The sequence below is a fragment of the Nonomuraea insulae genome (assembly GCF_042656245.1).
On record NZ_JBHSPA010000057.1, the window covers coordinates 63109 to 75644 of the forward strand.

Annotated in this window: 14 protein-coding genes and 1 riboswitch; of the genes, 13 read left to right on the forward strand and 1 reads right to left on the reverse strand. The window is 71.2% G+C overall.

Annotated elements, in window-relative coordinates; translation table 11 throughout:
* Positions 1-3 precede the first annotated feature (3 nt).
* The 13 genes from ACFPZ3_RS43540 (at position 4) to ACFPZ3_RS43600 (ending at position 12156) form a co-directional block, all read left to right on the forward strand.
* A complete protein-coding gene (locus ACFPZ3_RS43540; protein WP_379520250.1) occupies positions 4-1344 on the forward strand; it encodes a hypothetical protein in 1341 nt (446 codons plus the stop codon).
* A 74-nt stretch (positions 1345-1418) separates the two neighbouring features.
* Complete coding sequence (def, locus tag ACFPZ3_RS43545; protein ID WP_379520251.1) at positions 1419-1967, forward strand: peptide deformylase; 549 nt, start codon at positions 1419-1421, stop codon at positions 1965-1967.
* 4 nt (positions 1968-1971) lie between these two features.
* Entirely contained in the window at positions 1972-2898 is a 927-nt protein-coding gene (fmt, locus tag ACFPZ3_RS43550) for a methionyl-tRNA formyltransferase (RefSeq protein WP_379520252.1), read from the forward strand.
* A gap of 30 nt (positions 2899-2928) precedes the next feature.
* On the forward strand, positions 2929-4410 hold the full coding sequence (locus ACFPZ3_RS43555; protein ID WP_379520253.1) for an RsmB/NOP family class I SAM-dependent RNA methyltransferase: 1482 nt from the start codon (positions 2929-2931) through the stop codon (positions 4408-4410).
* A 93-nt stretch (positions 4411-4503) separates the two neighbouring features.
* On the forward strand, positions 4504-5484 hold the full coding sequence (locus tag ACFPZ3_RS43560; protein ID WP_379520254.1) for a phosphatase PAP2 family protein: 981 nt from the start codon (positions 4504-4506) through the stop codon (positions 5482-5484).
* A 175-nt stretch (positions 5485-5659) separates the two neighbouring features.
* Entirely contained in the window at positions 5660-6322 is a 663-nt protein-coding gene (gene rpe, locus ACFPZ3_RS43565) for a ribulose-phosphate 3-epimerase (protein ID WP_379520255.1), read from the forward strand.
* A 35-nt stretch (positions 6323-6357) separates the two neighbouring features.
* Positions 6358-7167: an oxygenase MpaB family protein gene (locus ACFPZ3_RS43570; RefSeq protein WP_379520256.1), complete on the forward strand. Its 810-nt coding sequence runs from the start codon at positions 6358-6360 to the stop codon at positions 7165-7167.
* A gap of 184 nt (positions 7168-7351) precedes the next feature.
* A riboswitch (FMN riboswitch) is annotated at positions 7352-7482 on the forward strand.
* Positions 7483-7591: 109 nt separating this feature from the next.
* The gene (gene ribD / locus ACFPZ3_RS43575; protein WP_379520257.1) at positions 7592-8722 is read left to right on the forward strand and encodes a bifunctional diaminohydroxyphosphoribosylaminopyrimidine deaminase/5-amino-6-(5-phosphoribosylamino)uracil reductase RibD; all 1131 of its coding nucleotides are present in this window, start codon (positions 7592-7594) and stop codon (positions 8720-8722) included.
* Positions 8722-9312, forward strand: coding sequence for a riboflavin synthase (locus tag ACFPZ3_RS43580; protein ID WP_379520258.1), 591 nt, complete (start codon positions 8722-8724; stop codon positions 9310-9312). The genes ribD and ACFPZ3_RS43580 overlap by 1 nt, the downstream gene beginning before the upstream one ends.
* On the forward strand, positions 9309-9968 hold the full coding sequence (locus tag ACFPZ3_RS43585; RefSeq protein ID WP_379520259.1) for a nicotinamide mononucleotide transporter family protein: 660 nt from the start codon (positions 9309-9311) through the stop codon (positions 9966-9968). Before ACFPZ3_RS43580 ends, ACFPZ3_RS43585 begins: the two co-directional genes overlap by 4 nt.
* Complete coding sequence (locus ACFPZ3_RS43590; RefSeq protein ID WP_379520260.1) at positions 9965-11182, forward strand: bifunctional 3,4-dihydroxy-2-butanone-4-phosphate synthase/GTP cyclohydrolase II; 1218 nt, start codon at positions 9965-9967, stop codon at positions 11180-11182. The genes ACFPZ3_RS43585 and ACFPZ3_RS43590 overlap by 4 nt, the downstream gene beginning before the upstream one ends.
* Before the next feature lie 34 nt (positions 11183-11216).
* Complete coding sequence (gene ribH / locus ACFPZ3_RS43595) at positions 11217-11684, forward strand: 6,7-dimethyl-8-ribityllumazine synthase (protein ID WP_379520261.1); 468 nt, start codon at positions 11217-11219, stop codon at positions 11682-11684.
* Positions 11685-11703: 19 nt separating this feature from the next.
* The gene (locus tag ACFPZ3_RS43600) at positions 11704-12156 is read left to right on the forward strand and encodes a PH domain-containing protein (protein WP_379520262.1); all 453 of its coding nucleotides are present in this window, start codon (positions 11704-11706) and stop codon (positions 12154-12156) included.
* Here ACFPZ3_RS43600 and ACFPZ3_RS43605 read toward each other — a convergent pair.
* On the reverse strand, positions 12153-12452 hold the full coding sequence (locus ACFPZ3_RS43605; RefSeq protein WP_379520263.1) for a hypothetical protein: 300 nt from the start codon (positions 12450-12452) through the stop codon (positions 12153-12155). The two genes, ACFPZ3_RS43600 and ACFPZ3_RS43605, sit on opposite strands and share 4 nt — an antisense overlap.
* Positions 12453-12536 lie beyond the last annotated feature (84 nt).

The window sequence follows — 12536 nt, forward strand, 5'->3', positions numbered from 1 at the left end:
TGGGTGGCAAACAATGTCTTCGACCTCGCCGAACTGCGCAAGCTGATCGATGAGCAGGCCGCCGTGCCTCCACGGCCTTCTGAGGAGACTCCCGTGGAGCAGGAGGCCCTGACGTTCCCGCCGGTCCTGCTGGCGTCCGACGCCGAGCTGGCCAGGGCGGTGCCCGTCGTCCCGCTCGTGGCCGACGCCATCAGGCTCACCACCTGGACGGGCGACCGCCAGGTGAGCGCGCGCGGACACCTGAGCGAGGCCGACGCCGCCGCGGCGGCCGCGGAGCTCGGCCTGCCTGCCGCCCGGGTCCGTCTCGTCTGGATCGTCGCCGTCAACACCGGGCTGGTGCAGATCATCGGCGGAAAGGCCTCAAGAGGGCCGCTGTCGATGCAGCTCACCGTGGAGGCCACGCTGGAGTTCTGGGACGGCGTGGTGATGGACGTCCTCGACCGCGCCGACGAAGGGCTGACCGGCTCCGCCGTGGTGGACGGCCATCTGGCCGAGATGCTGGCCACGATCTACTCCGTGCGGTCGGGGGTCGCCACCGCCAACCTGGCGCGCGGCATCCTCCAGTCCCACGAGGTCGCCTGCGCCCCCGGCCCCGTCGAGATGCGCAAGATCGCCGCCGCCCTGCCCGCGGAGCTCCTGGAGGCGCTGTCGCTGCTGACGTACTGCGGCCTGGTCGAGCAGACCGCCGCCGGCCGCACCGCGCTCAGCCCGCTCGGCGTCTGGGCCGTCCGCCGCGACCTGCTGCGTGAGGGGCACGACGCGCCGACCACCGCGGAGGTGGAGGTGTTCGCCGACCTGTCGGCGGCCGAGCTGGTGGAGGCGCTGGTCAAGGGCAGCGCCACGCAGAGCGCGGTGGCCGGGTGGCTGGAGCGCCGCCCGCCCGAGTCGGCCGCCCACGACCTGATCGAGATCGCCGCGTCGGGCACGGCAGGCCAGCGCGGCGCGGTCGGCGCCATCCTGGAGGAGCTGGGCCCCGAGGCCGAGAAACCCGTCAGGCAGGCGCTCGACGACCCGCTGATGCGCCGCTACGCGGCCTCCTGGCTGCACATCCGCGACCTCGAGGCCCCGACGCTCAGCTCGGAGGACCACACCTGGATCGCGGTCGACTCCCTGGCGGCCCTGATGCACCTGTCGAGGCCCGCCGTGGGCCGCCTCGACACGCCGGAGCCGGGCGAAGACCTGATCAAGCTGGTCGGCGAGATGCCCGCGGTCGGCCATCCTGACACGATCGCGGTGCTCGACATGCTCGCCACCGCCCACGACGACCAGGCCGTGGTCAAGGCGGCACGCAAGGCCGCGATGAAGGCCCGCTCGCTGGAGCACGCGCGGCCGGGCCCCGCCTGATCGCAAGGCCGCTGACGGGCTCCGTTCCTGCACTAAACTTGACTGGTCCGCGCTTGAGAAACGGAGTGACCCCCTTGGCGATCCAGTCGATCCGGCTGTTCGGAGACCCGGTGCTGCGCACCCCGGCGGCCCCGGTCGCCGACTTCGACAAGGAGCTCCGTAAGCTGGTCAAAGACCTCACCGACACGATGATGGACGCCCCGGGCGCCGGCCTCGCGGCTCCGCAGATCGGCGTCGGTCTGCGGGTGTTCACCTACTACGTGGACGAGCAGCTCGGTCACCTGATCAACCCCGACCTCGACCTCTCGCCGGAGTGCGACGAGGAGGGCGAGGAGGGCTGCCTGTCCTTCCCCGGCCTGTCGTTCCCGACCCCGCGCGCCATCCGCGCCGTGGCCAGGGGGTTCGACATGTACGGCGAGCCCGTCACGCTGGAGGGCACCGACCTGATGGCCCGGTGCTTCCAGCACGAGACCGACCACCTCGACGGCATCCTGTTCATCGACCGCATGGACCCCAAGCAGCGCAAGCTGGCCATGAAGGCCGTGCGCGAGGCGGAGTGGAGCGGCCTGTCCGCTCCCGTGATCAAGGTCTCGCCCCACGTCACCGGCGGAAAGGCACTCTGAGAGCATGCGCCTGGTCTTCGCGGGCACGCCCGAGACGGCACTGCCGTCGCTGCGCACCCTGATCGACTCGCCCCGGCACGACGTCGTGGCGGTCGTCACCCGCCCCGACGCCCAGTCCGGGCGGGGCCGCAAGGTCCATCCCTCGCCGGTGGCCGAGCTCGCCGAGGAGGCGGGCATCGAGGTGCTGCGCCCGCAGAAGGCCGGCGACCCGGCCTTCCTCGACCGGCTGCGCGCCCTGGAGCCCGACTGCTGCCCGGTGGTGGCGTTCGGCGCCCTGCTGCCCCAGTCGGCGCTCGACGTGCCCCGGCACGGCTGGATCAACCTGCACTTCTCGATCCTGCCCGCCTGGCGCGGCGCCGCCCCCGTGCAACACGCGATCCTGCACGGCGACGAGATCACCGGGGCGACGACGTTCCAGATCGTCAAGGAGCTGGACGCCGGGCCGGTCTACGGCGTGGTGACCGACGAGATCCGCACCTCCGACACGAGTGGATCGTTGCTGGAGCGCCTGTCGGTCTCCGGCGCCGGGCTGCTGGCCGCCACCCTCGACGGCGTCGAGGACGGCGGCCTGGAGGCCCGGCCGCAGCCCTCCGACGGGATCACGATCGCCCCCAAGATCTCCGTCGCCGACGCCCGCGTCGACTGGACCAAGCCCGCCATGCACGTCGACCGTCTCATCCGGGCCTGCACGCCCCACCCCGGGGCGTGGAGTGAGTTCCGGGGGCAGCGGGTGAAGGTGGGGCCGGTGCGGGTCGTGGCGGGGGAGCGGCTGGCGCCTGGTGAGATCGCCGCCACGAAGACGACGGTGCTGGTCGGGACGGCCACTGACGCGGTGGAGCTGGGTGAGGTCCAGCCGCAGGGCAAGCGGTTGATGGAAGCCGGGGAGTGGGCCAGGGGCGTTCGCCCTGAGGGCAAGGAGGCCCTCACGTGACCGAGCACGGCGTGAGTGGAAGTTGAGGGGATGAAGACCAGGGGGCAGCAGGGGTCCGGCGGCAGGGGCGGCGGGGACCGCGCGCAGAGGCCGCGCAGACCGGCGCGCGATCCCGCGCGGCACGCGGCCTACGACGTCGTGCGCGCGGTGGACGAGCGCGACGCCTACGCCAATCTGCTCCTGCCGCGCCTCCTGCGCGAGCGCGGCATCAAGGGACGTGACGCCGCGCTGGCGACCGAGCTGGCATACGGGACGCTGCGCGGGCTCGGCACCTACGACGCCGTCATCGAGATGTGCAGCGACCGCGCGCCCGACCCGGATGTGCGCGACGCCCTCCGGCTCGGCGCCCACCAGCTCCTGCGCATGCGCGTCCCGCCGCACGCGGCCGTCGGCACCACCGTCGATCTCGTACGCCTGCGCATCGGCCCCGGCGCCGCCAAGTTCGTCAACGCGGTCCTGCGCAAGATCAGCTCCAGGACGATCGAGGAATGGGTGCCCATCGTCGCGCCCGACCCGGCCCACGACCCGGTCGGCCACCTCGCCGTCGCCTACGGCCACCCGCGATGGATCGTCTCCGCCTTCCGCGACGCCCTGGGCGGGGGCGACGAAATGGCCGACCTGCTCGAAGCCGACAACGCCCGCCCCCTCGTGACCCTGGTCGCGCGGCCGGGACGCAGCTCGGTCGAGGAACTGGAGGACTCGGGGGCCATGCCGGGCCGCTACTCGCCGTACGCCGCCTACCTGCGCGAAGGCGATCCCGGGCAGATCGAGGCCGTCGCCGAGACGCGCGCCGCCGTACAGGACGAGGCCAGCCAGCTCGTCGCCCTGGCCCTGACGCGCGTGCCGCTCTCCGGGGATGGTGACGAGGTCTGGCTCGACATGTGCGCGGGGCCCGGTGGCAAGGCGGGGCTCCTGGATGCCATCGCCGTCTATGGCGATCTGGCCGGACTGAGCGATGAGGCGCGGCACGGCGGCTCCCCTGACAGCGCTGCGGCGGGGGCTCCTGAGGCGTTCCCCGGTGGGGCGCGGTTGCTGGCCGCCGATGTCCAATACCACCGGGCGCGGCTGGTGTGGCAGACCACCAAGGACGCGTCGGTCGTCACGGTCGACGGCACCGAGCCCGCGTGGCGGCCTGGCACGTTCGATCGGATCATGGTCGATGCGCCCTGCACCGGGCTCGGCGCGCTGCGGCGCAGGCCCGAGGCGCGATGGCGGCGCGATCCGTCCGGGATCGCCGAGCTGGGCAGGTTGCAGCGGCGGCTCCTGGAGACGGCGCTGGACGCCGTTCGCCCGGGGGGTGTCGTGGCCTACGTCACCTGCTCGCCGCACCTGGCCGAGACTCAGGTGGTGGTCGGTGACGCTCTCCGGCGCAGAGAAGATGTGGAGCAGCTCGACGCCCGCGCCTACGTGCCCGAGGTGGACGATCTCGGCGACGGGCCGCACGCGCAGTTCTGGCCGCACCGGCACGGAACCGACGCCATGTTCCTGGCCCTGCTGCGCAAGCGTTCCTGACGCAGGGGCTGGACGCCTCTCGCCGGGCTCGCATGCCGGCGGTGGGGCGGATGGTGTGGCACTTGAGGTGGTCCGTGTGGTCCGATCGACGGCGTGGACTTCCTGGATGACCTTCACCTGGCGGAGCTGGGGCCCATCATCTGGCTTCAGAACTGGCCCGACGCCGTCCGGCCCGTGATGGAGCTGGTGTCGGTGTTCGGTACGGACACCTTCTTCCTGCTCTGCCTGCCCGTCCTGTACTGGTGTGTCAGCCCGGCCCTCGGCCTGCGGCTCGGTCTCACGGTGCTGCTGGCCGCCGCCACGAACGCGATCGGCAAGCTGGCCGCTCACCAGCCCAGGCCGTACTGGATCGACGCCAGGATCCACCCGTTCTCCGTGGAGGGGGCCTTCGGGCTGCCGTCGGGGCACGCCCAGATCGGCACCGCCGGTCTGGGCAGGATGGCGATGGCGGTGGCCAGGCCCTGGGCGTGGTGGGTGGCGGCGGTGGTGGTCGCGCTGGTGTGCCTGAGCCGGGTCTACCTCGGGGTGCATTTCATCTCGGACGTGGTGGCCGGGGTGTTGCTGGGGGTGGCCGTGCTGCTGGTGGTGGGCCGGTTCGAGCGGCCGGCCACGCTCTGGTGGCGGCGGCAGGCGTTGTGGGTGCAGCTCGCCGCCTCCGCGGTGTTGTCCGCGGTCCTTCTCGGCGGTGCCGTCCTGGCCAATGCTCCGTACGCGGGGTGGGTGCCGCCGCGGAGTTGGGGGGCGGCGGGGGCGATCGATCCGGAGAGCCTGGACACGATCGTCACCATGGCGGGCGTGTTGCTGGGGACGCTGGCGGGGGCGTCGATCATGTACCGGCTCGGCTGGTTCGACGCGGGCGGGCCGTTCGGTCTGCGCGCCGCGCGGTGGGCGCTCGGGACGGTGGTGGCGGTGCTCATCTGGTACGCCGAGCGCGAAGTGATGCCGGAGAGCGCCGTGGTGACCTACATCGGGTACGCGTTGCTGGCGTTCTGGGTGCAGGTGGGTGCGCCTGTGTTGTTCATCAGGCTCGGGCTCATGTCGAGGGCGGCGAGGCGGGCACAGGTCGTTCACTAGAGGTGCCGGGTGTTCTCAGAGGGGTGGGACGGGCGCCGGTGTTCGCCAAAGGTGCCGGGAGGGGTGCCGGCGGCCGAGAAGGGTGCCGGGAGGGGTGCCGGGGCCGCCGGAGGTGCCGGGAGGGTGCCGGGAGGGTGCCGGGAGGGTGCCGGGGGGTCACTAGACTTGGGGAATCATGGCCGTACAGATCTCGCCCAGCATCCTCGCCGCCGACTTCGCCAGGCTCGCCGACGAGGCCGCCGCCGTGCCGAATGCCGACTGGCTGCACGTCGACGTCATGGACTACCACTTCGTGCCCAACCTGACCCTCGGGCTGCCCGTGGTCGAGGCGCTGCGCAAGGCGACCGCCACGCCGCTCGACTGCCACCTCATGATCGACGACCCCGACCGCTGGGCGCCGCAGTACGCGGAGGCCGGGGCGGGCAGCGTGACCATCCACGCGGAGGCGGCCAAGGCCCCGATCCGTACGCTGCGGGAGATCCGTTCGCTCGGGGCCAGGGCCGGTCTGGCGCTCAGCCCGGCCACCGCCGTCGAGCCTTACGAAGACCTGCTCGGCGAGATCGACATGCTGCTGCTGATGACCGTGGAGCCGGGGTTCGGCGGGCAGAAGTTCCTCGACGTCGTGCTGCCGAAGGTCCGGCGGGCGCGTGAGCTCATCGGGCGGCACGGCGGCACGGTCTGGCTGCAGGTTGATGGCGGCGTCGACGCGGGCACCATCGAGCGGTGCGCCGAGGCGGGCGCGGATGTGTTCGTGGCGGGCAGCGCCGTGTACGGGGCCTCCGACCCGGTGGCCGCCATCGACGCGCTTCGGGCAGCGGCCAATCGCGCTATTTCGTGACATAAACCGCTCATCACCTGGGTAACTATCCACTTATGGGCGACAATGGGATCTTCGGGCCCCGTTCGGTGACGTGGCGGGTGATGGGCGAGCCGATCCTGCTCGTGGGCGGCATCCGCGCGCTGCTGATGCAGGGGCTGCATCCGAAGGCGATGCGGGGCGTGCTGCAGAACTCCGCACTCATGGATCCGCAGGAGGCGTGGTCGCGGTTCGTACGGACGACCGAGTTCGTACGGGTGCGCACGTACGGCACCCACGCCGAGGTCGAACGGGCCGGCCGCCGCGTACGCAAGATCCACTCCAAGCTGACCGCCCACGATCCCGATACCGGCGTGACCTTCCGCCTCGACGAGCCCGACGCGCTGCGCTGGGTGCACGTGGGGGAGGTGGACTCCTATCTGTCGGTCGCCCGTCGCGCCGGGGTGCGGCTGTCCGACGACGAGGCCGACATGTTCGTCGCGGAGTGGCGGCGGGCGGCCGAGGTGGTCGGGCTGGCGCCGGAGGACGTGCCAGGCTCGGTGGCCGAGCTGCGCGACTACATCGACGCCGAACGCCCCGGGCTGCGTTTCGTTCCCGAGGCGGCTCATCCGCTGCGGCTCTCGCTCAACGCCCCGCTCCCGCGCATGCTGACCCCGCTCAAGCCCGCGATGCCCATGCTGACGCTGCTCGCGTTCGCCACGCTGCCGCGCTGGGCGAGAAGGTTGTACGGGCTGCCCGCCACGCCGGTCGGCGACCTGTGGGCCACGGCGACGCTGCGTACCCTGCACACCGGGATCGGGCTGGTGCCGGGCGAGGTCCTCTACAGTCCGGCGGCACGCAGAGCGCGTCGGCTCATGGCCGCCTGAGCCCATGGCCGCCCGAGCCCTGCCCGTATGAGCCCTGTCCGTCTGGGTTCATGGCCGCCTGAGGCTGTGCTGTCTGGGATCGCGTCCGCCTGAGGGTCCCTCGTTCAACCTAGCGCTTGCTCACTTTGGGAGGGGCGGTCGCATGTTTCGGGTGAGGCATGGCAAACTGGTACTGGAAGAGAGCTAGCGTGCTCCGGGGTCGGTGAAATTCCGAACCGGCGGTTATAGTCCGCGACCCGGCCGATGCCATCGGCCGGTTGACTCGGTGAAATTCCGAGACCGACGGTTAAAGTCCGGATGGGAGGAAGCGCGCGAGGTGTCCGGCGTCCCAGCCGGGCGCCTGCCGTGGTGCATACCAGCATCGCGGTGAAATCCCCCGGGGCCCGCCGTGGCTTGCAGCTACTGGCGAGTAGGAGATCCCCGGGTGGAGATACCCGAGCAGGACGCCGCCCACATGGCGCGCGCCGTCGAGCTGGCCGGGCATGGTCACGGCACCACCACCCCCAACCCCGTCGTGGGCTGCGTCGTGCTCGACGCCGCCGGGCAGGTCGTCGGCGAGGGCTTCCACGCGTACGCGGGCGGGCCGCACGCCGAGGTCGTCGCGCTGGCGCAGGCAGGGGAGCGGGCCAGGGGCGGCACCGCGTACGTGACTCTCGAACCCTGCGACCACACCGGCAGGACGGGCCCGTGCAGCCGTGCCCTGCTCGACGCGGGCGTGGCCCGGGTGGTGATCGCCGTGTCCGACCCCAACCCGAAGGCGGCGGGCGGCGCGGCGCGGTTGCGGGACCACGGGGTCGCGGTCACGTCCGGGGTGCTGGCGGGGGCGGCGGAGCGGGTGAACGAGGAGTGGCTGACGTACGCGCGGCTGCGGCGTTCGCACGTGACCTGGAAGTTCGCCGCGACCCTGGACGGCAGGTCGGCGGCCGAGGACGGCACCAGCCAGTGGATCACCTCACCGGAGGCGAGGGCCGACGTGCACCGGCTCAGGGCCGCCTCCGACGCGATCGTGGCCGGCATCGGCACGGTGCTGGCCGACGACCCCCACCTCACGGCCCGGCCCAACGCCGCTCAGGGCCACTCCGGCGTTCCGAGCATCGACTCCGTCAGCCGTGGCGAGACGGTGCGGGTGGTGGTGGATCCCGAGGGCAGGACGCCCCAGTCCGCGCGCGTTCTCGATGACCACGCCCCCACGCTGGTCGCCGTCGCAGAAGACGTCGAGACGGAGCTGAAGGCCGACCTGCTGCGCCTACCCCGCCACGCCGGCGGCCTCGACCTGCACGCCCTGCTCCGTGAGCTGGCCGCGCGCGAGATCGTCAGCGTGTTCCTGGAGGGCGGGCCGACGCTGGCCGGAGCGTTCATCGGGCAGGGACTGGTCGATCGGGTGGTGGCGTATCTGGCTCCGGCGGTGCTGGGGTCCGGGCCGGCCGCGCTCGGCGCGGCCGGCGTGCGGACGATCGGCGAGATCCACCGCCTGACATTTGACGAAATTTCCCCCATCGGGCCGGATGTACGGCTAATCGCCCGGCCCGCGATCCAACCAGGCAGGGAGACCTGATGTTCACCGGAATCATTGAGGAAAAAGGCGACGTGGTGGCCATCGAGCAAGCGGGCGGCGGAGCCCTTCTGTCGGTACGCGGCCCGATCGTCACCTCCGACGCCAAACACGGCGACTCGATAGCGGTCAACGGCGTATGCCTCACGGTGGTGGAGGCCAAGGACGACGTCTTCACCGTGGACGTGATCAGGGAGTCGCTCGATCGCAGCTCCTTGGGCGGGCTCACCGAGGGATCGGCGGTGAACCTGGAGCGGGCCGTACGCGCCGACCAGCGCCTCGGCGGCCACATCGTCCAGGGCCACGTGGACGGCACCGCCGTGCTGCTGTCGCGCGACCCCGGCGAGAGCTGGGACGACCTGCGGTTCTCGCTGCCGGAGGCGCTCAGCCCGTACGTCGCGGAGAAGGGCTCGATCGCGATCGACGGAATCAGCCTGACGGTCACGACGGTTGACGACGAAAGCTTCGGGGTGAGCCTCATCCCGACCACGCTGAAGCTCACCACCATGGGCGAGCGCCAGGTGGGCGACGAGGTGAACATCGAGGTCGACGTGATCGCGAAGTATGTGGAAAGGCTGGTTGTCAGGCAATGAACTGGGCCAACGCCGGATTCGAGATATTCGGCACACACGTGCTCTGGACGGACCTGGTCGGCAACATCGCCGCCCTCTCCACGGTCCTGCTCGCCATGCGTAAGTCGATGTGGACGTGGCCGGTGCAGTTCGCCGGATCGGTGCTGCTGTTCATCGCCTCCATCAACGCGCACATCACCGGCAACGCGCTCAAGCAGGCGCTGTTCGCCGCGCTGGCGATCTACGGCTGGTGGGCGTGGCGGCGCGGCACCCAGAACGGCAAGCAACTGGCGGTCAGGCCCGCCCAGTGGTGGGAGCGGTCGCTGCTGATCGGCATCATGCTGGTGGGCACCGTCGTGGTCGGGCTGCTGTTCTACGTCACCGGCCTGTCGTGGGGCGCGCAGGTGCCGCTGCCGAAGGGCGGGTTCCTGGTGGCCGCCGACGCCTACATCTTCGTCGGCAGCGCCATCGCCACATGGGCGCAGGGCCGGGCGCTGGTGGACTTCTGGATCGTGTGGGTGGCTGTTGACCTGGTCGGAGTGCCGCTGGCGTTCAGCTCAGGGCTGGTGGTCTCCGGCGCGGTGTACGGCGTGTTCTTCGTCCTGGTGCTGATCGGTTTCGTGAAGTGGCTGCGCGAATACCGCACCTCTCCTCTGGGAATGGCGGTGGCCCAATGACTGACATCAAACTCGACCCGATCGAGCGTGCGATCGAGGACATACGCAACGGAAAGCCCGTCGTCGTCGTGGACGACGAGAACAGGGAGAACGAGGGCGACCTCATCTTCGCCGCCGCCAAGGCCACGCCGGATCTGTGCACGTTCACGATCAGGAACACCAGCGGCATGATCTGCGTGGCCATGGAGGGCAAGGAGCTCGACCGGCTCGGCCTGCCCCTCATGGTCTTCAACAACAAGGAGCGCATGCGCACGGCGTACACGGTCACCGTGGACGCCCGCGACGGCGTCACCACGGGCATCTCCGCCGCCGACCGGGCGAAGACGATCCGCACGCTCGCCGACTCGGCCACCGAGCCGAACGAGCTGGTCCGCCCCGGGCATGTCTTCCCGCTGCGCTACCACGAGGGCGGCGTGCTGGCCCGGCGCGGCCACACCGAGGCGGCCGTGGACCTGGCCAGGCTGGCGGGGCTGTCGGCGGCCGGGGCGCTGGCCGAGGTGGTCAACGACGACGGCACCATGGCCAGGCTGCCCGAGCTGCGCCGCTTCGCCGACGAGCACGATCTGGCGCTGGTCTCCATCGAGCAGCTCGTGGACCACAGGCGGCGGGCCGAGAGCATGGTCACCAGGGTCGCCGAGACGCGGCTGCCGAACGCGTACGGGATGTGGCGGGCCTACGGGTACGCCAGCGCGCTCGACGGCGGCGAGCACGTCGCGCTCGTCTTCGGAGACCTGTCCGATGGTGAGAACATCCTGGTCAGGGCCCACTCCGAATGCCTGACCGGCGACGTGTTCGGCTCGCTGCGCTGCGACTGCGGGGTGCAGCTCGAGCACGCCATGGGGGCCATCGCGCAGGAGGGCCGCGGCGTGGTCGTCTACCTGCGCGGCCACGAGGGGCGGGGGATCGGGCTGCTGGCGAAGTTGCGGGCCTACAGCCTGCAGGACAACGGCAGCGACACCGTGGACGCCAACGTGGAGCTGGGGCTGCCGGTGGACGCGCGGGAGTTCTCCAACGCGGGCCAGATCCTCGCCGACCTCGGCGTCAAGTCCGTACGGCTGCTCACCAACAACCCGGCCAAGCTCAAGGGCATGGACGGCTACGGCATCAAGGTGCTCGGCCGTGAGCCCATGCCCGTGGCGATGAACTCCTACAACGAGCGTTATCTCAAGGCCAAGCGCGACCGCCTCGGCCACGACATCTCGGAGGCTTCGTGAGCGAGAGATCGATCCGACCGACGGGGGAGGGCCCATGAGTGGAGAAGGACGGCCGGGGGCGGCGGCGCCCGACGCGGCGGGGCTGACGGTGGGGGTGGTGGCGGCGAGCTGGCACGCCAAGATCACCGACCAGCTCGTGTCGCGGGCCGTGCAGGCGTGCGACGACAGCGGCGCCACGGCTACGGTGGTACGCGTGCCGGGCTCCCTGGAGATCCCGGTGGTCGCCCAGGCCCTGGCCCGCCGCTGCGACGCGGTGGTGGCGCTGGGCGCGGTCATCCGCGGCGAGACGGCCCATTTCGAGTATGTCTGCGACTCGGTGACCGCGGGCCTGACCCGGATCTCGCTGGATGAGGAGACGCCGGTCGGCAACGGCGTGCTCACCTGCGAGTCGATGGACCAGGCGCTCGACCGCTCGGGCCTGCCGGGCAGCAAGGAGGACAAGGGGTATGAGTCGACCATCGCCGCGCTCGAGACCGCCCTCCTCCTGCGGGGCCTCCACTGACCTGCGGTAGGTTTCCCTCGTGTCAGAGCCCGTATCCCCTCCGCCCCTGCCCGTCACCTGGCGTCCACGCCGCGGACGAGTCGTCGCCTACGGCTTCGCCACGCTGATCGTCGTGGGGGCGGTGGTGATGGCCGCCCTCATCGCGCAGCCGTTCAAGCTGCCGGACCGCCTGGCGATCGTGGCGTTCGGGTGCGCGGTGGCGTACGTGCTCCATCTGCTCGGCCGGGTGCGGGTGGAGGCCGACGAGCGGGGCCTCACGATCGTCAACGCGCTGCGCACCCATCGGTACTCGTGGCCGGAGGCGCTGGAGGTCACGATGGTGGTGGGCGATCCGTGGCCGCGGATCGACTTCTCCGACGGAAGCACCGTCGGGATCATGGGCATCCAGGGGTCGGAGAAGGCGCGCGCCGATCGGGCGACGGCGGAGCTGCGGGCCCTGATCCGGGAGCGCGGGGAGGCCTCTGACGTCTAGTCGGTCGGGACGAAGAGCTCGTCGACCGTGTCGACCGTCAGGATGCGGATCAGCCACTTCTGCAGGACGTCGAGGTCTTCGCAGGTGGAGATGGCCTCTCGCTTCTCGCGGCTGATCCAGAGGAAGCGCGACTGCAGGGCGACGTCGATCGCCCTGCGGGCGGCGACGATCTTGCCCTTCTCCCGGAGCTCCGGGGACACCGAGCAGTCGTCCCAGGACTCCGGGGCGCCAGGGTGGGCGGGCATCGGTCTGCCTTCCTCCGTCGTGATGCGGATGTCAGCGCGGGAATCGAGCATGGGCCGCGTGTGCAAGGCCGGGGGCATGCCTTGCCGTCCCTTCGTTCGGTGAGCGAGAGCTTACAGCTTGTGATGGCTGTTGTG

Bases quoted from the DNA above. Each gene is read 5' to 3' on its own strand.
- ribH (WP_379520261.1), top strand. From the start codon at position 11,217: ATGAGTGGAGAAGGACGGCCGGGGGCGGCGGCGCCCGACGCGGCGGGG.
- rpe (WP_379520255.1), top strand. From the start codon at position 5,660: ATGGCCGTACAGATCTCGCCCAGCATCCTCGCCGCCGACTTCGCCAGG.
- ACFPZ3_RS43590 (WP_379520260.1), top strand. From the start codon at position 9,965: ATGACTGACATCAAACTCGACCCGATCGAGCGTGCGATCGAGGACATA.
- ACFPZ3_RS43555 (WP_379520253.1), top strand. From the start codon at position 2,929: ATGAAGACCAGGGGGCAGCAGGGGTCCGGCGGCAGGGGCGGCGGGGAC.
- ACFPZ3_RS43605 (WP_379520263.1), bottom strand. From the start codon at position 12,452: ATGCTCGATTCCCGCGCTGACATCCGCATCACGACGGAGGAAGGCAGA.
- ACFPZ3_RS43580 (WP_379520258.1), top strand. From the start codon at position 8,722: ATGTTCACCGGAATCATTGAGGAAAAAGGCGACGTGGTGGCCATCGAG.
- ACFPZ3_RS43585 (WP_379520259.1), top strand. From the start codon at position 9,309: ATGAACTGGGCCAACGCCGGATTCGAGATATTCGGCACACACGTGCTC.
- fmt (WP_379520252.1), top strand. From the start codon at position 1,972: ATGCGCCTGGTCTTCGCGGGCACGCCCGAGACGGCACTGCCGTCGCTG.
- ACFPZ3_RS43570 (WP_379520256.1), top strand. From the start codon at position 6,358: ATGGGCGACAATGGGATCTTCGGGCCCCGTTCGGTGACGTGGCGGGTG.